This is a genomic window from Peristeroidobacter agariperforans (assembly GCF_004138335.1).
Taxonomy (GTDB): Bacteria; Pseudomonadota; Gammaproteobacteria; order Steroidobacterales; family Steroidobacteraceae; genus Steroidobacter; species Steroidobacter agariperforans.
In genome coordinates this window covers 216,922-239,091 of record NZ_RYFW01000005.1, presented here as the reverse complement: position 1 = coordinate 239,091, position 22,170 = coordinate 216,922, and the positions used below count along the sequence as shown (strand labels likewise).

General features: G+C 63.2%; 17 protein-coding genes. 5 read left to right on the top strand and 12 right to left on the bottom strand.

Annotated elements, in window-relative coordinates:
- From EK373_RS28820 to EK373_RS28765, 12 genes are all read right to left on the bottom strand, one after another.
- On the bottom strand, window positions 1–2,319 hold the full coding sequence (locus tag EK373_RS28820; RefSeq protein ID WP_198683723.1) for a TonB-dependent receptor: 2,319 nt from the start codon (window positions 2,317–2,319) through the stop codon (window positions 1–3).
- A gap of 169 nt (window positions 2,320–2,488) precedes the next feature.
- A complete protein-coding gene (locus EK373_RS28815; protein WP_129648381.1) occupies window positions 2,489–3,145 on the bottom strand; it encodes a hypothetical protein in 657 nt (218 codons plus the stop codon).
- 13 nt (window positions 3,146–3,158) lie between these two features.
- On the bottom strand, window positions 3,159–4,547 hold the full coding sequence (locus EK373_RS28810; protein WP_129648379.1) for a selenium-binding family protein: 1,389 nt from the start codon (window positions 4,545–4,547) through the stop codon (window positions 3,159–3,161).
- Window positions 4,548–4,794: 247 nt separating this feature from the next.
- Window positions 4,795–5,253 carry an anthrone oxygenase family protein gene (locus tag EK373_RS28805; protein ID WP_129648377.1) on the bottom strand — a complete coding sequence of 153 codons (459 nt, stop codon included), beginning with the start codon at window positions 5,251–5,253 and terminating at the stop codon, window positions 4,795–4,797.
- Between the two features lie 39 nt (window positions 5,254–5,292).
- Window positions 5,293–9,186 carry an ATP-dependent RNA helicase HrpA gene (gene hrpA / locus EK373_RS28800; RefSeq protein WP_129648375.1) on the bottom strand — a complete coding sequence of 1,298 codons (3,894 nt, stop codon included), beginning with the start codon at window positions 9,184–9,186 and terminating at the stop codon, window positions 5,293–5,295.
- A gap of 43 nt (window positions 9,187–9,229) precedes the next feature.
- A complete protein-coding gene (locus EK373_RS28795; RefSeq protein ID WP_129648373.1) occupies window positions 9,230–10,597 on the bottom strand; it encodes an ATP-binding protein in 1,368 nt (455 codons plus the stop codon).
- A 19-nt stretch (window positions 10,598–10,616) separates the two neighbouring features.
- Window positions 10,617–11,306 (bottom strand): response regulator transcription factor, encoded by a 690-nt coding sequence (locus EK373_RS28790; protein ID WP_129648371.1) that lies wholly within the window; start codon window positions 11,304–11,306, stop codon window positions 10,617–10,619.
- A gap of 3 nt (window positions 11,307–11,309) precedes the next feature.
- Window positions 11,310–11,603 (bottom strand): PepSY domain-containing protein, encoded by a 294-nt coding sequence (locus tag EK373_RS28785; RefSeq protein ID WP_129648369.1) that lies wholly within the window; start codon window positions 11,601–11,603, stop codon window positions 11,310–11,312.
- 102 nt (window positions 11,604–11,705) lie between these two features.
- A complete protein-coding gene (locus tag EK373_RS28780) occupies window positions 11,706–12,254 on the bottom strand; it encodes a glycine zipper 2TM domain-containing protein (protein ID WP_129648367.1) in 549 nt (182 codons plus the stop codon).
- 124 nt (window positions 12,255–12,378) lie between these two features.
- Window positions 12,379–13,215 carry a nucleoside triphosphate pyrophosphohydrolase gene (gene mazG, locus EK373_RS28775; RefSeq protein ID WP_129648365.1) on the bottom strand — a complete coding sequence of 279 codons (837 nt, stop codon included), beginning with the start codon at window positions 13,213–13,215 and terminating at the stop codon, window positions 12,379–12,381.
- Between the two features lie 6 nt (window positions 13,216–13,221).
- Entirely contained in the window at window positions 13,222–13,857 is a 636-nt protein-coding gene (locus tag EK373_RS28770) for an NUDIX hydrolase (RefSeq protein ID WP_157994588.1), read from the bottom strand.
- Window position 13,858: 1 nt separating this feature from the next.
- Complete coding sequence (locus EK373_RS28765; protein ID WP_129648361.1) at window positions 13,859–15,262, bottom strand: class II fumarate hydratase; 1,404 nt, start codon at window positions 15,260–15,262, stop codon at window positions 13,859–13,861.
- Window positions 15,263–15,333: 71 nt separating this feature from the next.
- Between EK373_RS28765 and purB the strand changes: the two genes are divergently transcribed.
- From purB to EK373_RS28740, 5 genes are all read left to right on the top strand, one after another.
- On the top strand, window positions 15,334–16,701 hold the full coding sequence (purB, locus tag EK373_RS28760) for an adenylosuccinate lyase (protein WP_129648360.1): 1,368 nt from the start codon (window positions 15,334–15,336) through the stop codon (window positions 16,699–16,701).
- A gap of 108 nt (window positions 16,702–16,809) precedes the next feature.
- Window positions 16,810–17,325 (top strand): NUDIX hydrolase, encoded by a 516-nt coding sequence (locus EK373_RS28755; RefSeq protein ID WP_129648358.1) that lies wholly within the window; start codon window positions 16,810–16,812, stop codon window positions 17,323–17,325.
- A 51-nt stretch (window positions 17,326–17,376) separates the two neighbouring features.
- Window positions 17,377–18,438, top strand: a complete 1,062-nt coding sequence (gene mnmA, locus EK373_RS28750) for a tRNA 2-thiouridine(34) synthase MnmA (protein ID WP_198683737.1) — start codon at window positions 17,377–17,379, stop codon at window positions 18,436–18,438.
- 234 nt (window positions 18,439–18,672) lie between these two features.
- Window positions 18,673–21,366 (top strand): aconitate hydratase AcnA, encoded by a 2,694-nt coding sequence (gene acnA, locus EK373_RS28745; protein ID WP_129648353.1) that lies wholly within the window; start codon window positions 18,673–18,675, stop codon window positions 21,364–21,366.
- Window positions 21,367–21,383: 17 nt separating this feature from the next.
- Window positions 21,384–22,160 (top strand): enoyl-CoA hydratase-related protein, encoded by a 777-nt coding sequence (locus EK373_RS28740; protein WP_129648351.1) that lies wholly within the window; start codon window positions 21,384–21,386, stop codon window positions 22,158–22,160.
- The last annotated feature ends 10 nt before the right edge of the window (window positions 22,161–22,170 follow it).

Below are 22,170 nucleotides of genomic sequence, written 5' to 3'. Positions count from 1 at the left end.
TCAGAACCTGTACGTCACGGTCAGCCCGTATTCCCGCGGGTCGGCGACTGTCACCGCGCCGCCTGGGCCGCCGACGACATGGCTGAACTCGTTGATCCAGAGAGCATACTGCTTGTCAGCAAGGTTCCGGACATACAGCTGCGCGCCCCAGCGATCGCCGGAATCGAGGTACGTGAGCGTCGAATTGATCAGGCCGATCGGGCCCTGCACGCCGTAAGGCCCCGGATTGATGTTGAACGCAACTTCGCTGCGCCAGGTGTAGTCCACGCGCGGCGTCAGTGAGCCGTGCCCAAAGTTCATTGCGTACTGAGCGGCAAGCGCGCTGGTCCACTTCGGGACGAAAGGCACGACGCTCCTCGTCGATAATCCCGTTGCCACGGTCGCGGCCGAATCGACACTCGTGAACTTCGCGTTCATGTAGCCCGCCGTCGCCTCCAGGCGTGCCGCTTTCGGTCCGAGCACCACCACCTCCAGCTCGCCACCGTAGATGCGCGCGGCCGCCGCATTCGTCACGAACGGTGAAAACGCGAGCCCCTCCTTATCGATACGACACTCGCCGTTGGGCAAACGGATGCACGCCGCCACCGTCTGCTGCAGATCTTTGTAGTCTGTAGAGAAAGCGGTCGCGTTGAGGCGGATGTGTCTATCCAGGAACTCGGCTTTCTCGCCGATCTCGTAGGTGAGCGCAAACTCCGGGTCGTAGGGTGTCGTGGCGACAGCCGAGGTCGCACGGCCATTGAAACCGCCGGAGCGCGATCCCCGCGCGACACTGGCGAAGAGCAGCAGATCGGGCGTTGCCTGGAAGTCCACGCCGAATCGCGGCGTAACGGGTGTCCAGGTGCCCCGGCGCTGCAATGGCGCGGTGGATGCGGCATCGGCATTCAACTCGTTGGGGATGCCCGCACCGTTGCCGCGAACGAGAGATCGCATCTGCATGTTCGGATCGAACGCGGCCGAAGCAAAGTTGCTGAATTGCGCATACCTGACGCTCCACTCCTTGGTTTCGCGCGTGTAGCGGACGCCCGCGCTTACGTGCAGGCGGTCGGAGATTTTGTATGAACCGTGCACGAATGCTGCGTAAGAATCGGTTTCCTGGTTGTTGAAGTTCACCCAACCCGCCTGCAGCGGAGCAAAGAACGCATAGGCATCGTTGGTCGCACCGCGTTCACCGAAGTAGTACAGCCCGCCTACGTACGCGAGGCGATCCGCCAAGGTCTCGCCGTCGATGCGCAATTCCTGACTGAACCAGTGCGACTTCCTGTAGCTGTAAGACACCGCCGGGTCGTAGATCGCACCGGTGCCGCCACCGCCGTTTTCGAAGGCCATCGAGGAGACCTCACGATAGGCAGTGATCGAATGCAGTGTCGCATTGCCAGTGCGGTATTCGATGTTCACCGACACGCCATACGCATCCAACGGATTTTCCGTTGGCGCCCGCCCGGAAGTTGCATAGCGGCCCGGATTCACTCCCGGTGTTGTGTCGCTAAACGGTATTCCCCCAGGAATCTGGCCGGCCGCGACCAGGCCGTTGTAAGTCGCGAAGAAGGCCTGGTTCGGATCGTAACCGGCCGGATGGTTCGGCAGCATGTGAGAGCGGCCGGTCGTGGTGTCGCCAATGATGTCGACAGTCAGGTCGGGACTCGCCGTCCATCGCAGGTAACCGCGACCGCCGAGGCGGTCGACGCTGCCGACACAGGCGTCGTCGTACATCCGGCGGGCGAGACACCCCCGACGTTTCTTGAGACCGCTCAACCCCAGGGTGAGATTGTCCGCGAGCGGAACACTCCCAGTGCCGCGCGCCTCGAACTGGCCGACGTTGCCTGCCGTCAGGGACAACAATCCGCCTCCGTCCGGGTCCGGGGGATTGCTGATGACGTTGATGGCGCCGCCGGCGGTGTTCTTGCCGAACAGCGTCCCTTGCGGCCCACGGAGAACTTCGATGCGCTCGACGTCGACCAAATCGAGGACAGCTCCATCGGCGCGCGCGTAGTACACGCCGTCGACATAGAGACCGACGCCCGGATCCGCCGTGACCAAGTGATCGGAAAGGCCCACGCCACGAATGAACATGGCAATCGTATCGGGGTTCTGGCCTCCGGTGTTCGTCATGAACACGTTGGGCGTGAACCGGCCGATATCGCGCAGGTCCTTAGCCGAACGCGCCTCCAGCTGCTCCATCGTCAATGCGGTGACGGCGACCGGCGTCTTCTGCAGTGGCTCTTCGGTTCGACGCGCCGTGACGACGACTTCATCAAGACCGCTGGCTGAGGGCACTTGCGCAACCGCGAGCGTCGGCGCGATCAACAATGCCAACGTCATTTCCGCTGCACGCCTCGATCGAGTCCTCTCGCCAGGGCTGCTCGTAGCGTTCATCAGCTTCGTCATCTACCTTTGTGGAGTCAATCCGATCCAAGACGTCGCCGGAATCGTAGGCTATCTTGATGCTGAATGTCGTCGCTGCAGGAGTTGCTGGCCGGGCGTCCGCTCGTCATCGCAACGCCATGACGAACAGAATGACTCCCGCGCCGACCAATGCGAACACCCAGATGAGATCGATATTGATCCAGCTGCGACGAAGGAAGGCGAGACCTGCCCACTCATAGACCACGATGGCGACCGCGCCAGCCGCGGCAAGCATGGCAAACGTGTGGACGCCGAGGACTGCGAGGGCGGTTCCGGCAGAGGGTCCGAGGAGCGACGAGAATGCCGCCACGTGATGCGAGTGCTCGCTATGCGCGTCGCCGAGGGGCATGCCCAACAGCACCGGGATCAACATGAGACCTGCGCCATGCGCTGTCGCCATCAGAAACGACCACAGCAGGAGTTGAGCGCCGCTCACCTGCATTCCCGCGCGCCCGCGGTGACGAGCGAACAAACGATACAGACCGAAGGCGATGAGCGCGACCGCCGCGCTCATCTCCAGTGCAGTGATATCGAAGAAGATGCGCAACACACTGATCGCCACGATCACCGCCGCAGCCGACAACGCGTGGCCCGCTGCGATCGGCAACAATGCCTGGAGCACGGCCGCCCGGCTTTCACGCTGAAGGCCGAGTGCGACGGCGAACAGCCAGCCCATCGCAGGGTTCAGGCCGTGAAAGGCGCCCAAGCCCGCGAGCGCCACCCACGGCCATAGCGCGTTCACGGTCAGCGCCGCGTCATGGATAGCAGAACGTGTCCGACGACGAGTCCCCACCCTCCAGGCGAATTTGATGTGTGCGGAAGCCTTCCTCCGCCGGCAGGAAGAATTCCGGATCGAGCTTCAGCCCGCCGTTCGGGTCCGCGTCGCACTTCACCATCCAGCCTTGGATCCCTTCCGGATAGAACTGCGCGTCCCAGGCGCGATACAGCCCGTTGGTGAAATAAACGCGCCGGCCGTCGCGACTTACTTCGACCATCTGTGGCCCGCCGTTCAGCGGCCCGCTGGCCGGATGCGGCGAATGATTCACGATGCCACCCAGTCGGACCGAGCCGGTGAGGCGCGGATGAAACGGATCTGACACGTCGTATTGACGGAAGTCACCCGTGCCCCAGCACGACACGTACAAGAATCGATCATCGAGCGACAGATTGATATCCGCGATGAGCGGCGGCACTGCCTTGAAGCCTTTCAACAACGGCGGCAGTTGATCGGGCTCCGCGGCTTCCGCCGGAATCTCGATCACCTTCTGTGCGGCCCACTGGCCATTCGAGCGATGCCACAGCCAAACGGACGAGGACAAATCCTTCAGACTGATCACCACGCCGGCGAAACCGTATGCCTTGGTCGGGTCGCGCGCCTGGCGCAGCTCGAGCACGAGTTGCTGTTCCGCGCCCAGATCGATCGCCTGCACGTGCTTGCGCCGACGCAGATCCCACACGTGCAACTGATGCCCATACTTCGAGTTGAGCAGCAGCTCCGGCACTAGCCCGTTCTCGATCATGTTGGGCGTGCCCCATTCGCTGGTGATCTGCACGTCATGACCGAGATGCCACGCGAAGTCATATGCGAGCTGCTGCGGGCCGCGGTCCACTTCCCAGCGTCCGAGCACGTCGAACGCATCGTGATCGAGCAGAAAGATGCCGCCCGGGCCCTCGCCATCCGGGGCGCCGAGCGCGCTCACATAAATTCCTTCCGGTCCGCAATGCAGCGTGTGCGGACGCGAGTACCCCGCGCGCCGATGAACTTCGCCCGGCTCGATCACCTTGACGATCTGCGGTGCGCGCGGATCAGGTTTGGTGTCGAGAATGTGGATGCGCGAGGAGCGCAACCCCGGCACGATCAGATAGCGCCGCTCGACATGCGGATGCGGTGCGTAAGGACACAGCGCGGAGCTGCAGGCATTCCAGCCGAAGTGATGCAGCTCATCGCCGGCTTGCGGCATCGGGATGCGATTGATGAGCTCGCCGTAATTCGATGATTGCGGATCGAGATCGACGACACCGAGCGCATCGGGCTCGGTGCCCTCGATATTGAGAATGGCCATGTAGGCAAGCTTCTCGGCCGGAGCCTGCATCGCCATCCGCGCGGATGGATAGAACGTCGGATCGGGTGTCCAGGTTGCCATGGCGCCTCCGTAGCGGTCGAGGCACGTGCGTGCACCGGAGGACATATGCATGCGCCCGGCCCGTCGACCGATGTCGCGACGAGTGGGATCTTTCAGGAGAAATGCGTTACCTCCGCAGCGGGACATTCTAGGCCAATCCGGCGGACCCGGTCTGCCTCCGTCGCGAAGTTCGTGGCGCCGGGCTGCTGCGTAGGAAGACCAGCAATCCTCCGGGCTTGAAAGCCCGTACGCACAGCCGTTAGCGGTCTTAGTCGGCGATCACGAACGCGGCTGCCGCCAGAAGGCACGCAAGGGTTCTCACATGATTCCAGCGCGTCCACGGGGAGCGATACGCGCGCCACTGCATCTCCATGTCGTCAGCCGACGGCGAGACTTTCGCCAGCCTGTCGTTGAGCGGCACGTTGCACACCATCGTTACGCCGATGGAGCCGATCAGATAAAACAATGCACCTGCCACGATCAGTGGTGAATCGAGTTGGTACACCAGCAGCACCAGGCACAGCAGCGCGGTGCCGAAGAACACCAGGAAGAACAGCGGATTCAGAATGACCCGATTGATGCTGTTCATGGCCGCGACCGCGCCGGCGGCTGGCAGGCGGTCGAAGGAACGCATGATGGTATTCGAGAAGATGAAGAACAGACCGGCGTTGAGACCGCTGCCGATGGCGCTCAGGATCAGCAATGCGGTCCAGACATCGTCCTTCATAAGCCCCCCATGCGATGTTCAGCCGCTACTGTAAAACATCTAGGCCGCGCGCTGGACTTCGATGCGAGCGCGCTCAATCTGATCGGCGATGCGCTTGTCTGACACCGGCAATACCGCCTTCAGATCCTGCGCGAACAGCGAGACGCGGAACTCCTCGATCATCCATTGCAGGCGATCGAGCTCGGGGTGCGTTTCGCCCTTGGGCGCTTGCGAGCGCAATCGTTGATACGCCTGCGTGGCCGGAGAGATCTGTTTCATCAAGTCCGCATCGCGCTTCTGATTGCCAGGCGCTTTATCGAGCCGGCGGGTCAGCGCCTTGAAGTAGCGCGGCAGATGCGGCCATAGCGCGGTCGGCACGCTCGCCGGGAAATCGCCTGGCACGAGCATCTGCAGTTGTGCTTGAACGTCGGTGCGCAGTGCCTGAAACATCGCACCTTCGAGCGCCGTAAGCTTCATGCGTGAGTTGCGCAACTCACGCAGCGCTGAGGCCGTGTGCTCGATCACCCGATCGGTTACTTCCCCGAATCGAGCGCGATGCTTGTCCAGCAACGCATCGAACTGAGCGGCCGAGCGCGGCAGAGCGCCCTCTTCGCTCAAGAAGCATTCGACGAAACACTTCTCCGCCAGCGCCTCCGCAATGGGACGCGAGTTATTCAATCCCTGAGCGAGCAGCATCAGCTCGCTGCGCTCCGAGCAGCGCTTGCGGGCGTATTTGAACTGCTCGGGCAACGCCAGGGTGGCGAGCCGCAAGACGCCCAAGCGCAACATCCCTTCGGCATCGACCAGCGTCGCAGCCTCGGCCACCTCGACGCCTTCACCGCGATCTCGCAGCGTCGGAAAAACAGAGAAGCGCAGTCCGCGCCGCTGCACGGACTCTTCCACGGCGAGATCACCAAAGTCCCAACGCCGATGCACGCTGCCCGAGGGCGTCGGCTTGTGCTCGCCCGACTTCGCTTCGGTCTCACGCACCGCGCGCTTGAGCGCCGCAAGGTCGCGACCTTCGGCGAGCGTCTTGCCATCGAGATCGGCGACGCGGAAGTTCACGCGCAGGTGCTCGGGTAAGGGAAGTGCCGCCACCTCCTCCGCCGTGACCGTCATACCGCCGACGCGAGTGATCCACTCCGCAACCGCCGCGTTGAATTCCTTCGACTCATCGATCTCTGCCGCCGCGCGCGCCGCGTGCTCGGGCACAGGAACAAACGACTTACGAATCTGCTTGGGCAAGCTGCGTAGCAGTTGTGTAATCGTCTCGACGCGCCAGCCGGGAATGGGACGAGAGAAGTCACCCAGCACGGCGGAGCTCAACAGCGGCTTTGGCAGCACCACCGTCACGCCGTCGCTCGTCGAGCCGGGCTCGAAACGATATTCGAGCGGCAGTTCGTTGCCGGTGACCGCCAGGACCGGCGGAAATTCCTGTGCCGTGATCTCGGAGGCATCGCGACGGCTAATGTCGGCCATGGTCATCTGCAGCTGCTGCGCATGACCCGGCGTTCTCAGCCACTTCTCGAGCGCCGCGACTGAATTGACCGTCTGCGGCAGGCGGGAAAGATAGAAATCACAAAGGGCCTGCTCATCGGCGAGGATGTCGCGACGGCGGACCTTTGCCTCCATCACTTCGACCTGCTGACGCAGCCGCCGATTGTGCTTCAGGAAGTCGGCCTTGAGTCGCGAGTGTCCTTCGACCAGCGCCTCGCGCACGAAAATCTCCTGGGCCTCGCGCGGCGAAACGTTGCCAAGATTGATTCGTCGGCGCGAGGACAGTGTGAGTCCATACAGCGCGACCGACTCGAACGCCGCGACGAACCCGCGATCTTCCACCCAGTGCGGCTCACTGTAGCTGCGCTTGATCAAGTGCGCGCCAGCAGACTCGATCCACTGCGGCTCGACGGCCGCGACCGTGCGAGCATAGAGCCGCGTCGTTTCCATCAGGTTCGCCGCGACCACCCATTTCGGCGGCTTGCCTGCGAGCGGCGTGCCGGGAGCAATCACGAAGCGCGTGCCGCGGGCGCCGTCGTACTCGCGCTTTTCATCGAGCGCACCGATGTTGCCCAGGAATCCGGTGAGGATCGCCTGGTGCAGATTTGCGTAGTCCGCGGGCGCGCTGTTCGGCTTGAGCTCCAACTCCTTGACCGTTTCGCTCAGCTGCCGATGCAGCTCCTGCCACTCGCGAGCACGCATGAACGCGATGAAGTTTTCGCGACACCATTTGCGCAGCTGGCTTCCAGAGAGCTCCGCCACCTGCGTCTGATACGTGTTCCACAGATTCAGCACGCCGACGAAGTCCGAGCGGGGATCGGCGAACGCCGCGTGCTTTTGATCGGCCTGTGCTTGCGCATCGGACGGACGTTCGCGTGGATCCTGCGCGGCGAGGAAGGATGCAATGACGAGCATCTCCGCAAGACAGCTGTGATGACTCGCGGCCAACAGCATGCGGCCCAGTCGCGGATCCACGGGCAGCGACGACAGCTGCCGGCCGAGACTGGTGACGCGACGATCATCATCGACCGCCTTCAGCTCTTGCAGGAGTCGATAACCGTCGTTGATCAATCGCGTGTCGGGCGGATCGACGAACGGAAAGGCCTCCGGCTCGCCCAGTTCCAGCGCGGCCATCTGCAGGATGACGCTCGCCAGATTCGTGCGCAGGACCTCGGGCGGGGTGAAGGCCGGACGCAGATTGAAATCATCCTCCGCGTACAAGCGGATACAGATGCCCGGCGCCTCACGACCCGAACGGCCTTTGCGCTGGTCGGCGCTCGCTTGTGAGATCGGCTCGATCGGCAACCGCTGCACCTTGCCACGCACGCTGTAACGGCTGATGCGCGCAAGCCCCGAGTCGACGACGTGCCGAATGCCCGGCACCGTCAAGGACGTCTCAGCGACGTTCGTCGCGAGCACGACACGCCGCGAACCGTGCTTCTCGAAGATCTTTTCCTGGTCGCGCGTCGAGAGCCGCGCATACAGCGGCAGCACTTCGGTGCCATGCAGGCGGGCCTTCGAGAGTGCATCGGCGGCATCACGAATTTGTTTCTCGCCCGGCAGGAACACGAGCACATCGCCGCGATCCACGCGATCCAGTTCCTGGACCGCCGCGACGATGCCCTCATCCAGCGACAACTCGTCATCGTCTTCATCGGTGCCGGTCAGCGGCCGATAGCGCACTTCGACCGGATAGCTGCGACCGGATACTTCGATGATGGGCGCGCCGCCGAAGAACTCGGCGAAGCGCTGCGGATCGATGGTGGCCGAGGTGATCACGACGCGCAGGTCCGGCCGCTGCGGCAGCAGCCGCTTCAACACGCCGAGCAGGAAATCGATGTTGAGGCTGCGCTCGTGCGCTTCATCGATGATCAGCGTGTCATAGCGACGCAGCAGCCGATCGTTCTCGAGTTCGCGCAAGAGAATGCCGTCGGTCATGAGTTTGATGCGGCAGTCCGGACCGGTGCGATCGTTGAACCGCACCTGGTAGCCGACGGCGCCGCCAACGGTCGTTTGCAATTCCTCGGCGAGGCGATTTGCGATGGCGCGAGCGGCGATCCGGCGGGGCTGGGTATGACCGATCAAACCGAAGGCGCCCCGCCCTGCTTCCATGCAGATCTTGGGCAGCTGTGTCGTCTTGCCGGAGCCGGTCGCGCCACAGACCACGACGAGCTGGTTTGTTTGTAATGCCTTTGCAATCTCCTCGCGATGCGCGGTGATCGGCAGCGCCGCGTCGTATTCGAGGCGCAGGGGCAGCGTTTTGAGGCGCTCGACGGTGGCCGCCGATGCTTCGATCGACTGGCGCAAGTTGGCGATGGCGCCGTCCGGCTCCGCAGGCGGATTACGGCGCGCGAACAGGCGATCCAGCTCCCGCGACAGACGCGACCGGTCGGCGAGTCGCGTGTGGGGCAGCTGATCGCGCAGCGCTATGAGCGCAGTTGTGTAGGAGGTAGTCATTGGGCAGCCGGTTTTTATGCGATTGGGCCGGCCACTTTCAAGTCTACACCGGCGCTATTTTCACCTCGATCCGCGCGCCGCCGAGCGCCGACTGATCGATATCGATGATGCCGCCGTTGAGGTTCACCAGCTCACGAACGACCGACAAACCGATGCCCTGGCCGGCGACGCGCTCATCGAGGCGTGCGCCCCGCTCCAGCACGCGGGCTCGGGAGTCGAGGGGAATGCCCGGGCCGTCGTCTTCGATCACGATGCGTAGACCGTCACGTCGCGCGGCGGGGCTCACGACCCGGTCGGCCGTGATGCGAATGGTGGTGCGGGCCCACTTGAATGCGTTATCGAGCAGATTGCCCGCGATCTCGGTGAGGTCTTCGCGGTCGCCGGTGAAGGTCGCGCCTTCGGCGACCGTGAGCTCGCACCTGAGGCCGCGATCCATATACACCTTCAGCAAGGCGCCCCGGAGCGCTTCCAACGCATCCCGAACATCGACCGGCGCAGATCCGAGGCCCGTGCCGCCGGCGGCAGCGGCACGACGCAGCTGATATTTGACGATGTCGTCCATGCGCCCGACCTGCTCATCGAGCTGACGAACGACGGTCACCTCGCGACCGCCTTGCGTGCTGAGCAGATTGCGCATGACCGCAAGCGGCGTCTTGAAACTGTGCGCGAGGTTGCCAAGGGTGTTTCGATAGCGCGCCAGGCGCTCGCGCTCGCTGCGAAGGAGCGCATTCAAATTCGTCGTGATGCCGAGCAGCTCGCGCGGATAGCCGCCGCCGAGCTCGGTGAGAGCGCCCGCTTCGATCGCTTCGATCTCGCGCTCCACGCGTCGCAGCGGCGACAGCAATCTTCTCAGCAGCAACGCCAACGCACCGAGCAGCAGGACCATCAGCGCGCCGAACCAACCAAACAGCCGGCCGCGAAACCGGCTCAATTGCGCATAGTAAGGGTCGAGACTTTCCGCGACGCTGTACACGAAGGTGCGCGTAACGCGATTACGAAACTGCCACTCGATGCCCATGCTGAGCGACAGCACGGTCGTGCCATCGCCTCGCTGCAGCTCGCCGAAACGGCGCTCGCCGACCTCGAGGTGAGGAAACTCGATGCCGGTGCCGGTCAGGGATTTGGAACGCCAGCTCGGGCGGCCGTCACTGCGCAGGATCTCGCCGTACAGACCCGAGCCCGGGTTGTCGAAACGCGGCTCGGCGAGCTGGTCGGGCCGCAGCCCGCCACTCGAATCCTCCTCCGAGGCAGACAGCAGCGCGATCACCTGCACGTCCAGCCGATCCTGGATGGCGCGCCGGCTCAGGTCCTTGAACACGGAGTCCAGGGCCAGAATGGTGACGCCAAAGAACAGGATCAGCAGGATGCTGACCGAGACGAGCAGTCGTGTGCTTAACGAACGCGGCTGCATCGTCCTCGCTTGTCAGTTCTCAGGCGGCTGCAGTGTCGCGCTGAAGTGCGAAACGGTAACCCCGGCCCCGCAGCGTCTCGATCGGCTTGATGGTCTCGTCCGGATCGAGCTTGCGGCGCAGGCGACCGATGAACACCTCGATGGTGTTGCTGTCGCGGTCGAAGTCCTGGGCATACAGCCGCTCGGTCAGCTCGCTCTTGGAGATCACCTCGCCGGCCCGATGGATGAGATGATCGAGGATGCGGTACTCGAAGCTGGTCAGATCGACCTTGCGGCCATTGACCATGACTTCCTGAGTCCGCGGATCCAGCGATACCGGACCACAACGCAGCACTGGCTGGGCCCAGCCACCCGAGCGACGCAGTAGCGCCTGCACGCGCGCCAGCAGCTCCTCGAAATGGAAAGGCTTGGCGACGTAGTCGTCGGCGCCCGCCTGCAGTCCTTCCACCTTGTCCTGCCAGCGATCGCGCGCGGTCAGGATCAGGATGGGAAAGGTCTTGCCTTCGGCGCGGAGCGTCTTGATCAGCTCCAGGCCGGGCAGCTTGGGCAGACCGAGGTCGATCACGGCCAGGTCCAGGGCATATTCCCGCCCGCAGTAAAGTCCTTCCTCGCCATCGGCAGCCGCATCGACCGTGAAGCCGTGCTGCTGCAGCTGTTCGACGATGGATTCACGCAGGGTCTGTTCGTCTTCAACAATTAGGACGCGCATGGATCAGTTCATTGCTCCCGATTCTGCGTCCACGCTCACGTTCCGTACCTTGCCGTCGGCGCTGAGCAGGCGGATCCGATGCTCCAGCCTGTCGCCATTGCGAACGGTCTCGGCTCTGACCGCCTTGGCTCGAAAACGTCGCTGTGCCATTTCCACGGCCTGATCGAGCGAGATGCCCGAGGGCTCGATGCGGTACTCACGACGCTGCCGGCGATCGATCAGCTCCTGGGCATTGGCGTTCGGCGCCGCTGCGATCAGCGGTAGCGTAACCAACAACAGGTGCCAGAAAGTGCGCATGGGGGCTAAGTGTACGCACGGCGGGACGTATGTTCACGCCCCGCCGCACAACCTTTGAGAAAACTCCCGTTGAAGATGGAAATCGTTTGACCGGCCTCCATCTCATTCGGCCACGGCGACGGCCACCCTGACACGAATGCGCTCACCGGGGTCGTACGGCAGGCGGGTCGTGTACTCACGACCGTTGTACTCGTAGGTCACCCGGTACCCGTCAATACGCTCTTCGTACCGTTTCTCATATCGGACTTCGCAACGCTGAACTATTTCTTCACGCACCGAAGCTGAACGGCGGGCGGCGGCATCGTAGCCGACCCCGGCGCCGACCATGGCGCCGGCTACGGTGGCCGCATCCCGACCCCGGCCGCTGCCGAACTGGTGACCGATCACACCGCCAATCAGGCCGCCGACCAGGGTCCGCACGCCGACCTCTGGATCGGAAATATGCGGGCGGGACTCGACCTGGCGGACTTCGTCGTAGCACTCCCTATTCGGGGTCTCGACACGGACCTCCCGGACGATGGGCTCGACGTGGGTCACCGGGGCGTAGTCGTATTCGCTCGAAGCACTGCGCTCGTAGCGGGGCGGTCCGGCCAGGGCCACGCCGGCCAGCAGGACACCCGTCACAGCCATCGAAACACGAGCGGCACTCATCTTTGATCTCCAGGAGCCCGGTATGGGAGCACCGAGCGTGGGAGTCAAATTAGGGCTGAGGCCATGAATGAACCCTGAATTGAGTCGGGCGACTTGTTACCCACTGTATGAAGTGCGCAACAGCTCACGACTGGCGTCGTTCTTGAGCTTTGCCTTCATCCCACAGCTTGTCCATCTCTTCCAGGGTCGCTTCCTGCGGGGTCTTCCCCTGCCTGGCGAGGCCGCGTTCGACATAACGGAAGCGCCGCTCGAAGCTGGCGTTGGTGCGCTTGAGCGCCAGTTCCGGATCGATTTTCAGATAGCGACAGACATTCACTACGCAGAAGAGCACGTCGCCGAGCTCCGCGGCCAGCCGTTCGTGCTGACGCTGCCCTTCGGTCGTCGTGTCCGTTTGCAAGCAGGCGTTCGAGCGCACCTCGGCCTTGAATTCGGCGATCTCCTCATCGAGCTTTTCGATCGCGCCGTGCACGTCGGACCACTCGAAGCCCACCTGGGCCGCACGCTTGCCCAGCTTGTTCGCGCGAGTCAGCGCCGGCAATCCGATCGGCACATCATCGAGCACGCTCGCCTGTTCCCCGGCGCGCTTCTGCGCACGCTCGCGACGCTTCTGTTCTTCCCAGGCGACGGTCTGCGCCTCCGCATCGGCAACGAGTGCATCCCCGAAAACATGCGGATGGCGCCGTTCCATCTTGTCGCAAATGGCGTTGCACACGGCGTCAAAATCGAAGGCGCCCTGCTCTTTCGCCATCTGCGCATGGAACACGACTTGAAACAGCAGATCGCCCAGCTCATCGCGCAGCGAGGACAGATCGTCCCGCTCGATGGCGTCGGCAACTTCGTACGCTTCCTCGACCGTGTACGGCGCGATGGTCTTGAAGCTCTGTTGCAGATCCCATGGACAGCCGTGTTGCGGATCGCGCAGGCGGGCCATGATGTCGAGCAGACGTTGAATGCCGGACATGATGAGTTACTCGGTTCGCAGCAGCTTATATAGGGACATCAACATCCCGGCGGTCGCGCCCCAGATGTTGTGATGCTCATAAGGAATGTCGTACACCTGCACGGTCACCGCACCCAGCTCGCGGGTGCGCGCGCGATGCTTGACCGGATCGAGGATGTGGGTCAGCGGCACCTCGAACGCAGCCTCTACTTCGCGACGATCCAAGCGCAGCGCAAAGCCCGGCTGCACGAACGCGACGACCGGCGTCACCCAATAGCCCGACAGCACCAGCTGCGGCTCGAGATAACCGGCGAAGGTGATGTATTCGCGTGTCACGCCGATTTCCTCCTCGGTCTCTCGCAATGCCGCTTCCAACGGATTGAGATCGGTCGGCTCGATGCGCCCGCCGGGGAAGCTGATCTGCCCGGCGTGATTCTTCAACGTGGAGGCGCGTTGTGTGAGCAGCACCGTGAGCCCGGCTTCATGATCGACGATCGGCACGAGCACTGCCGCCGCAATCGGCGCCGCCGGAAAGTACGCGCGAATCGATTCGATGTCGTTTGCGGAAAATCCCGCCGGCACGGCCGTCGTCGGATCTGGAACCGCACGGGAGTCCTTCAGCCGCTCTTCGATGAGCCGCTTGAGGGCAATTCGATCGTTCAACTCAGCCCCCGCCGCCTTGGGCTTTGCCGCCGGCCTTGGTGAGCTCGCGCGGGTCCAGATATTTTGTCAGCTCTTCATCGGACAACTGCGTGTGCTCGGCAGCGACGTCCTTGATGGGCCGCCCGGTCGCATACGCTTCCTTCGCTATCTTCGCGCCCGCCTCGTAACCGATCACCGGATTGAGCGCGGTCACCAGAATCGGATTGCGATTGAGTGCTTCGCCGATGCGTTGTTCGTTCACGGTGAAACCGGCAAGCGCCGAATCGGCGAGCGCGCGCGCGGCGTTCGCGAGCAGATCGATGCTCTGTATCAGGTTATAAGCAATCACCGGCAGCATTACGTTGAGCTGGAAGTTGCCGGCCTGCCCGGCAATGGCGATCGTCGCATCGTTGCCCATCACTTGCGCAGCCACCATGGCCACGGCCTCCGGAATCACGGGATTCACCTTGCCGGGCATGATGCTGCTGCCCGGCTGCAGTGCCGGCAGTGAAATCTCGCCGAGGCCTGCGAGCGGTCCGCTATTCATCCAGCGCAGGTCGTTCGCAATCTTCATCATCGACACCGCCAGCGTGCGCAGCTGTCCGGACAGCTCAACGGCGGCATCCTGGGATGACATCGCTTCGAAGTAATTGGTGGCGGGCTTGAGCTCCAGGCCGCTCTTCACCGACAGATATCGCGCGGCTCGTTGCGCGAAGCGTGGATGTGCGTTGACACCCGTGCCCACCGCGGTGCCGCCGAGCGCGATCATTTGCAGACGAGCACGAGACTCCATCACTCGCGCGCTGCCATGCTCGATCTGCGTGCGCCAGCCGCTCATTTCCTGGCCGAATGTCACCGGCATCGCATCCATCAAATGCGTGCGTCCGGTCTTGACGATGTCGCCGATCTCACCGATGCGTCGGCTGATGACGGCGCTCAGATAAGCGAGCGCCGGCAGCAAGTGCTGCTCGACGGCGAGCAGCGCGCTCACGTGAATGGCGGTGGGAATCACATCGTTCGAGCTCTGGCTCATGTTGACGTGATCGTTCGGATGTACGGCGATGCCGGCGAACTGCGAGGCCAGGTGCGCGATGACCTCGTTCGCATTCATGTTGCTGCTGGTGCCGGAGCCGGTCTGGAACACGTCCACCGGGAACTGCCGGTCGTGCTTGCCCTCGACCACTTCGATCGAAGCCTTCTGAATCGCGGCGGCGCGCTTCGCGTCGATGCCGTCGAGCTCGAGATTCGCGGTCGCGGCGGCCCACTTGATCAGGCCGAGCGCACGAATGAAGTCACGCGGCATGCGCAGGCCGCTGATCGGAAAGTTGTCCACGGCGCGCTGCGTCTGCGCGCCCCACAACGCATCGCCGGGGACCTTCAACTCGCCCAGGCTATCTCGCTCGATGCGAAAGTTGTCGTTCGCCACACCCATTCCTCTCGCCAATGCGATCTCGCGCCGCCTGAAGGGCGCGCGCCGATCTGCGGTATGATTCTACGATGAACAACAGTCCCTTGAATGCGATTTCACCCATCGACGGCCGCTACGCTGACAAGGCCGCCGAGCTTCGGCCGTTATTCAGCGAGCGCGGTCTGATCCGTCAGCGGGTCCGCGTCGAGGCGCTCTGGCTCAAGGCCCTGGCCGCAGAGCCCGGCATCGATGAGCTGCGAGGCCTGCCGGCCGCCGCGCTCACCGTGCTGGATGCACTGGCCGCCGAGCTGACCGATGCCGAGGCGGCCGAGGTCAAGAAGCTGGAGCGCGAAACCAACCATGACGTGAAGGCGGTCGAGTACTTCGTCAAGAGTCGGCTCGATGCGGTGCCGGCCTGGCGCTCGCGTCGGGAGTTCGTGCACTTCGCCTGTACCTCCGAAGATATCAACAATCTCAGCTATGCCTTGATGCTGCGCGAAGCGCGCGATCAGGTGCTGCTGCCGAGGCTCGATACGCTCATCACCCGGCTGCGCACCCTGGCGCATTTACATGCGGCGACGCCGATGATGTCGCGCACGCATGGCCAGCCCGCGACGCCGACCACGCTGGGCAAGGAAGTGGCCAATTTCACTTACCGTCTGCGCGAACAGCGCACGCGTCTCGCCGCAGTCACCATCAGCGGCAAGATCAACGGTGCAGTGGGTAATTTCAATGCGCATATCGTGGCGTATCCGCAGGTCGACTGGCCGCGCCTCGGTCAGCGTTTCGTCGAATCGCTCGGCCTGACGTGGAATCCGTACACGACGCAGATCGAGCCGCACGACTGGATGGCGGAATATTTCGATGCGCTGGCGCGCCTGAACACCGTGCTCGTGGCTCTGTGCCGCGACATGTGGGGTTACATCTCGCTCGGTTATTTCCGTCAGCGCGTGGTGGCCGGCGAGACCGGCTCATCGACCATGCCGCACAAGGTCAATCCCATCGACTTCGAGAACGGCGAAGGCAACCTCACCTTGTCGATCTCGATGCTCCGCTATCTCGCGGACAAGTTGCCGGTGTCGCGTTGGCAGCGCGACCTCACCGATTCGACGGTGCTGCGAAATGTCGGCGTCGCCGTCAGCCATGCGTTGATTGCCTGGCGCTCCATCGAACGCGGCCTGGAGCGGGTCGATGTGGATGCGAACTGCCTCGCCGAGGATCTGGATTCGAACTGGGAGCTGCTCGCCGAGCCCATCCAGACGGTGATGCGTCGCTACGGTGTCGAGAATGCTTACGAACAACTGAAGTCGTTGACGCGCGGCCAGCGGGTCGATGCCGCGTCGTTGCGACAGTTTGTCTCGGGCCTGGCGTTGCCCGAGTCTGCCAAGCAGGCGCTGCTGGAACTCTCGCCGGCTCGTTACGTTGGCTATGCAGAGGAGTTGGCCAGGAAGGTTTGAAAGCGCCCAAGGATTGCTGAACCCCGGCTGGTCACAACCCATGACTGATTGCTCCAATAGCTTGATAAACATCACAATCTGTTCAGATTGGATGGCTATACTGCCAGTATGACCCTGCGCCCCGACCTCACCGTTGCCGCCATCGTGGAACGCGACGGCCATTTCCTGCTCGTCGAGGAGCGGGTCGGCAATCGCATGGTGTTCAACCAGCCGGCAGGTCACGTCGAACACGGCGAACAGTTCCTCGAAGCCGTGATCCGCGAAACGCTGGAAGAGACCGCCTGGACCTTTCGCCCCGAAGCGCTGATCGGCGTGTACCTGTGGGAACAGGTCGAGAAGCAGAAGAGCTTCCTGCGGGTCGTGTATTCGGGTGAGGTGACCCATCACCACCCCGACCGGCCGCTGGATCGGGGCATCGAGCGCGCGCTGTGGCTGGACCGCGATCAGATCGTCGCCCGCTCGGCCCGGCTGCGCAGCCCGCTGGTGCTCCGCTGCATCGACGACTATCTCGAAGGCGCGCGACATCCCCTTGATGTCGCGAAAAACGTCGTCAAAGATGGGGTGCTGTCGCCGGACGTGCGTGCGCGCACGCTGGAACACCCGGCCATCAATCGTTTGATCTGACTTTCTCCTGCTGATTCGTCGTAAGTGACCGCTCCTCTTGTCATCGTCGGCATGTCCGGCGGCGTCGACTCGTCCGTCGCCGCGTGGCTGCTGCTGCAGCAAGGTTATGAAGTCCAGGGCTTGTTCATGAGCAACTGGGACGAGGACGAAGACGGTTACTGCACCGCTGCCGAGGACTACCAGGATGCTCGTCACGTCTGCGAGCAGCTGCAGATCCCGCTGCACAAGGTGAGCTTCGCCGGCGAGTATCGCGAACGCGTCTTCAGCTATTTCCTCGAGGAGTATCGTCACGGCCGCACGCCGAATCCCGACGTGCTGTGCAATCGTGAGATCAAGTTCGGCGTTTGTTACGACTACGCACGCCGCCTCGGCGCCGAGTGGGTCGCGACGGGTCACTACGCACGCGTCGAGCACGCTCCTTCGCAGTCACGCGCCAGGCTCCTGCGCGGGCTCGATCCAAACAAAGATCAAAGTTATTTCCTGCACGCGATGCCAGGCGATGCGCTCGCGCACACGCTGTTCCCGATCGGCGATCTGCAAAAGAGCGAAGTGCGACGGCTCGCTCGCGAACAAACCTTGCCGGTGTTCGACAAGAAGGACAGCACCGGGATTTGTTTCATTGGTGAAAGGCCGTTCGCGCAGTTCCTGGAAACCTACCTGCCCGCGCAGCCCGGCCACATCGAAACCATCGAGGGAAGTCGTGTCGGTGAGCATCGCGGACTCATGTATTACACGCTCGGTCAACGCCAGGGCTTGGGAATCGGCGGGCGCAACGACGCCAATGAGGCGCCCTGGTATGTGGCCGACAAGGACCTCGCCCGCAATGTGCTCATTGTCGTGCAAGGTCATGATCATCCAGCGATGCAGAGAACCGAGGCCTGGGCCTCGCAGCTTGCCTGGGTGGCGGGCTCACCGCCGGCGCAGCGTTTCGATTGCACCGCTAAAGTGCGTTACCGCCAGCCGGATCAGCCCTGCAGCGTCGAGGTGCTCGCGGACGGCGGCGTTCACGTCCGGTTCCACCAGCCGCAACGTGCGGTCACTCCCGGTCAATACGTGGTGTTCTACGCGGGCGATGTCTGCCTCGGCGGCGGGGTGGTCGACCGGACCGCGTAAAAAGATTGCGTTGTCAGGCGGAACTCGCCCGGAAATTGTTCTGGGAATCTTCCCGATCGTCCCCATAGTTACGCGGCGACCGCTATAATCCCGCCGATTTGTCCCCGGGGTTAGGGATCCTTTTCCTTCAATGCCACGGGGCAACGAAGCATATGGGACGCCTGTCCGAGGTGGCGTCCCTGGCGCTGCCAGCGTCGAGCCAGCCGCGCCACTCCCTATCCTCGCGGAGGACGCATGAAAGACTCGTTTAAGGCGCGCACCACGCTCGCTTGCGGCAATCAGAATTTTGAAGTCGCCAGCCTCGCAGCCCTGAAAGACCGCAACGTCGCACGCCTGCCCTACTCGCTGAAAATCCTTTTGGAAAATCTGCTGCGCTTCGAAGACGGCGTCAACGTGACGCGCGATGACATCGAAGCACTGCTGAAATGGGATCCGAAGGCTGCCCCTTCCTACGAGATTTCTTTCACGCCCAGCCGCGTGATCATGCAGGACTTCACCGGCGTGCCCGCCATCGTCGACCTCGCCGCCATGCGCGAGGCGATGATCAAGCTCGGCGGCAATCCCGATGAGATCAATCCGCTCTCGCCGGCCGAACTGGTGATCGACCACTCGGTGCAAGTCGACGCCTACGGCTCGGCGCAGGCGATGGCCGAGAACAACCGCATCGACTTCAGCCGCAACACCGAGCGCTATGCGTTCCTGCGCTGGGGTCAGACCGCATTCCAGAATTTCAAAGTGGTGCCGCCGAACACCGGCATCGTGCACCAGGTGAACGTCGAGCACCTGGCTCGCGTGATTTTCGATAACGAGAAGGACGGCGTGCGCTGGGCCTACCCGGACACGCTGGTCGGCACCGACTCGCACACCACCATGGTCAACGGCCTGGGCGTGCTGGGCTGGGGCGTCGGCGGCATCGAAGCCGAAGCGGCCATGCTCGGCCAGCCGGTCACCATGCTCATTCCGCACGTCATCGGCTTCAAGCTCACCGGCACGCTGCCGGCCGGCTCGACCGCGACCGACCTGGTGCTCACCGTGACCGAGATGCTTCGCAAGAAGGGCGTGGTCGATAAGTTCGTCGAGTTCTTCGGCGACGGTCTCGCCAATCTGCCGCTCGCCGATCGCGCCACCATCGGCAACATGGCGCCGGAATTCGGCAGCACCTGCGGCATCTTCCCGATCGACGAAGAAACATTGAAGTACCTCGAGCTCACCGGCCGCCCCGCCGAGCACATCGCGATGGTGAAGGCGTACGCGCAGCACCAGGGCATGTGGCGTAACAACGGCGATCCGCAAGCCGATTACACCGACGTGCTCGAGCTGGATCTGAGCACGGTCGAGCCCTCGCTCGCCGGTCCCAAGCGTCCGCAGGATCGCGTGCCGCTGCGTACCGCGAAGCAGGTTCATCAGACGACTCACAAGAAGATGGCCGAAGAGCGCACGGCGAAGAACCCGAGCGCCAAGGGTGTCGCGAGCGCGTCGATGGACGGCAAGTCGTTCGAAGTCGCCGATGGCGCGGTGTTGATCGCCGCGATCACGAGCTGCACGAACACCTCGAACCCCGCCGTGCTCATCGCCGCCGGCCTGCTCGCTCGCAATGCGCGCAAGCGTGGCCTGACCTCGAAGCCGTGGGTGAAGACCTCGCTCGCGCCGGGCTCGCGCGTCGTCACCGACTATCTCAACAAGGCCGGCCTGAGCGACGATCTCGACGCGCTCGGCTTCTACACCGTGGGCTACGGCTGCACGACCTGTATCGGCAACTCCGGTCCGCTGCGCCAGGAGATCAGCGACGCCGTGAAGGCTGGCGATGTGATCGCCGCCTCGGTGCTCTCGGGCAATCGTAACTTCGAAGGCCGCGTGCATCCGGAAGTGAAGATGAACTTCCTCGCCTCGCCGCCGCTGGTGGTCGCGTACGCGCTTGCCGGCTCCATGACCATCGATCTGACTACCGAGCCGCTGGCCACGGGCAGCGATGGCAAGCCGGTTTATCTGAAGGACATCTGGCCGACGCCGACCGAGATTCAGGAGTTCATCGCGAAGTCGGTGGACGCCGCGATGTTCAAGAAGAGCTACGCCAGCGTGTTCTCGGGCGATGAGAACTGGAACGCCATTCGTCTGCCGAGCGGCAAGATCTATGCGTGGGACGAGAAGTCGACCTACGTGAAGAACCCGCCGTACTTCGTCGGCATGACGATGAAGCCGGGCGCGGTTGCAGACGTTCGTGGCGCTCGTGCGCTCGCGATCCTCGGCGATTCCGTGACGACCGACCACATCTCGCCCGCCGGTGACATTTCCAAGACCAGCCCGGCTGCGAAGTACCTCGTGGCGCAGGGTGTGCAGCCGAAGGACTTCAACTCCTACGGCGCACGTCGTGGCAACCATGAAGTGATGATGCGCGGTACGTTTGCAAACATCCGCCTGCGCAACCTGCTCGCGCCGGGCACCGAAGGCGGTGTGACCGTGCACGTGCCGAGCGGCGAACAGATGAGCATTTACGACGCCGCCATGCGCTACAAGCAGGAAGGCACGCCGCTGGTCATCCTCGCGGGCAAGGAATACGGCACCGGCTCCTCCCGTGACTGGGCCGCCAAGGGCACCATGCTGCTGGGCGTGAAGGCCGTCATTGCCGAGAGCTTCGAGCGTATCCACCGCTCCAACCTGATCGGCATGGGCGTGCTGCCGCTGATGTTCAAGGACGGTCAGAACGCGGCCTCGCTGGGCCTCACCGGCAAGGAGAGCTTCGAGATCATCGGCCTGAACGGCGGTGCTGCGAAGATGGTGACCGTGGTGGCAACGCCTGCTTCCGGCGCGCCGATCAAGTTCGAAGTGCGTGTGCGTATCGACACGCCGAAGGAGCGCGAGTACTTCCAGCACGGCGGCATCCTGCACTACGTGCTGCGTCAGCTGGCGTCTTCGAGCAAGGCTGCTTAATCGATCGAGGAACGATCATGACCGAGCACGTGCGCATCGCTGTTGAAGAGGGCGTTCTCCGGATCACGCTTGCGCGACCGGACAAAAAGAACGCGCTGACGCAGGAGATGTACACGGCGCTCGGCGCCGCACTCACCCGAGCCGATGGCGATGCCTCGGTTCGGGTGGTGCTGCTCGAAGCGGAAGGCGATGCGTTCACCGCAGGCAACGACCTCGGCGATTTCGCCGCGGTCGCGGCCGGCAAGCTCGATCGGAAGGCCATGACGACGCATGCGTTTCTGGATGCGCTCGCTCATGCTCGCAAGCCGATCGTTGCCGCAGTGAATGGCTTGGCGGTGGGCATTGGCGTCACGATGCTGCTGCACTGTGATCTGGTGTTCGTCGCCGAGGATGCGAAATTGTCGACGCCGTTCGTCAATCTCGCGCTCGTACCGGAAGCCGCCTCGAGTGTGTTGTTACAAGCGCGTATCGGCTATGCACGCGCGTATGCGATGTTTGCTTTGGGCGAGCCGATCGATGGGCGTACGGCGGCTTCTTTCGGACTTGCGAACGCCGCGTTGCCTGCAAGTGAAGTGCGAGCCGCGGCGCTTGCGGCTGCGAAGAAATTAGCAACTAAACCGCTTGGCGCCCTGCAAGCGACCAAACAGCTGATGCGCGATGGCGCGGCGATCGCTGCGGTGATGGCGAAGGAAAGTGAGATCTTCGGAGCCCGCCTGCAGTCGCCAGAAACGGCAGAAGCACTGCGCGCGTTTGCTGAACGGCGTCCGCCGGACTTCAGCAAGTTTTCGGGCTGATCCCATCGAC

What these genes read in the sequence shown, in the direction of transcription:
- EK373_RS28805 (WP_129648377.1), bottom strand. Translation starts at nt 5,253, where the DNA reads ATGAAGGACGATGTCTGGACCGCATTGCTGATCCTGAGCGCCATCGGC.
- mazG (WP_129648365.1), bottom strand. Translation starts at nt 13,215, where the DNA reads ATGTCCGGCATTCAACGTCTGCTCGACATCATGGCCCGCCTGCGCGAT.
- EK373_RS28820 (WP_198683723.1), bottom strand. Translation starts at nt 2,319, where the DNA reads ATGACGTTGGCATTGTTGATCGCGCCGACGCTCGCGGTTGCGCAAGTG.
- EK373_RS28755 (WP_129648358.1), top strand. Translation starts at nt 16,810, where the DNA reads ATGACCCTGCGCCCCGACCTCACCGTTGCCGCCATCGTGGAACGCGAC.
- EK373_RS28740 (WP_129648351.1), top strand. Translation starts at nt 21,384, where the DNA reads ATGACCGAGCACGTGCGCATCGCTGTTGAAGAGGGCGTTCTCCGGATC.
- EK373_RS28780 (WP_129648367.1), bottom strand. Translation starts at nt 12,254, where the DNA reads ATGAGTGCCGCTCGTGTTTCGATGGCTGTGACGGGTGTCCTGCTGGCC.
- hrpA (WP_129648375.1), bottom strand. Translation starts at nt 9,186, where the DNA reads ATGACTACCTCCTACACAACTGCGCTCATAGCGCTGCGCGATCAGCTG.
- EK373_RS28810 (WP_129648379.1), bottom strand. Translation starts at nt 4,547, where the DNA reads ATGGCAACCTGGACACCCGATCCGACGTTCTATCCATCCGCGCGGATG.
- EK373_RS28790 (WP_129648371.1), bottom strand. Translation starts at nt 11,306, where the DNA reads ATGCGCGTCCTAATTGTTGAAGACGAACAGACCCTGCGTGAATCCATC.
- purB (WP_129648360.1), top strand. Translation starts at nt 15,334, where the DNA reads ATGAACAACAGTCCCTTGAATGCGATTTCACCCATCGACGGCCGCTAC.
- acnA (WP_129648353.1), top strand. Translation starts at nt 18,673, where the DNA reads ATGAAAGACTCGTTTAAGGCGCGCACCACGCTCGCTTGCGGCAATCAG.
- EK373_RS28785 (WP_129648369.1), bottom strand. Translation starts at nt 11,603, where the DNA reads ATGCGCACTTTCTGGCACCTGTTGTTGGTTACGCTACCGCTGATCGCA.
- EK373_RS28795 (WP_129648373.1), bottom strand. Translation starts at nt 10,597, where the DNA reads ATGCAGCCGCGTTCGTTAAGCACACGACTGCTCGTCTCGGTCAGCATC.
- mnmA (WP_198683737.1), top strand. Translation starts at nt 17,377, where the DNA reads ATGTCCGGCGGCGTCGACTCGTCCGTCGCCGCGTGGCTGCTGCTGCAG.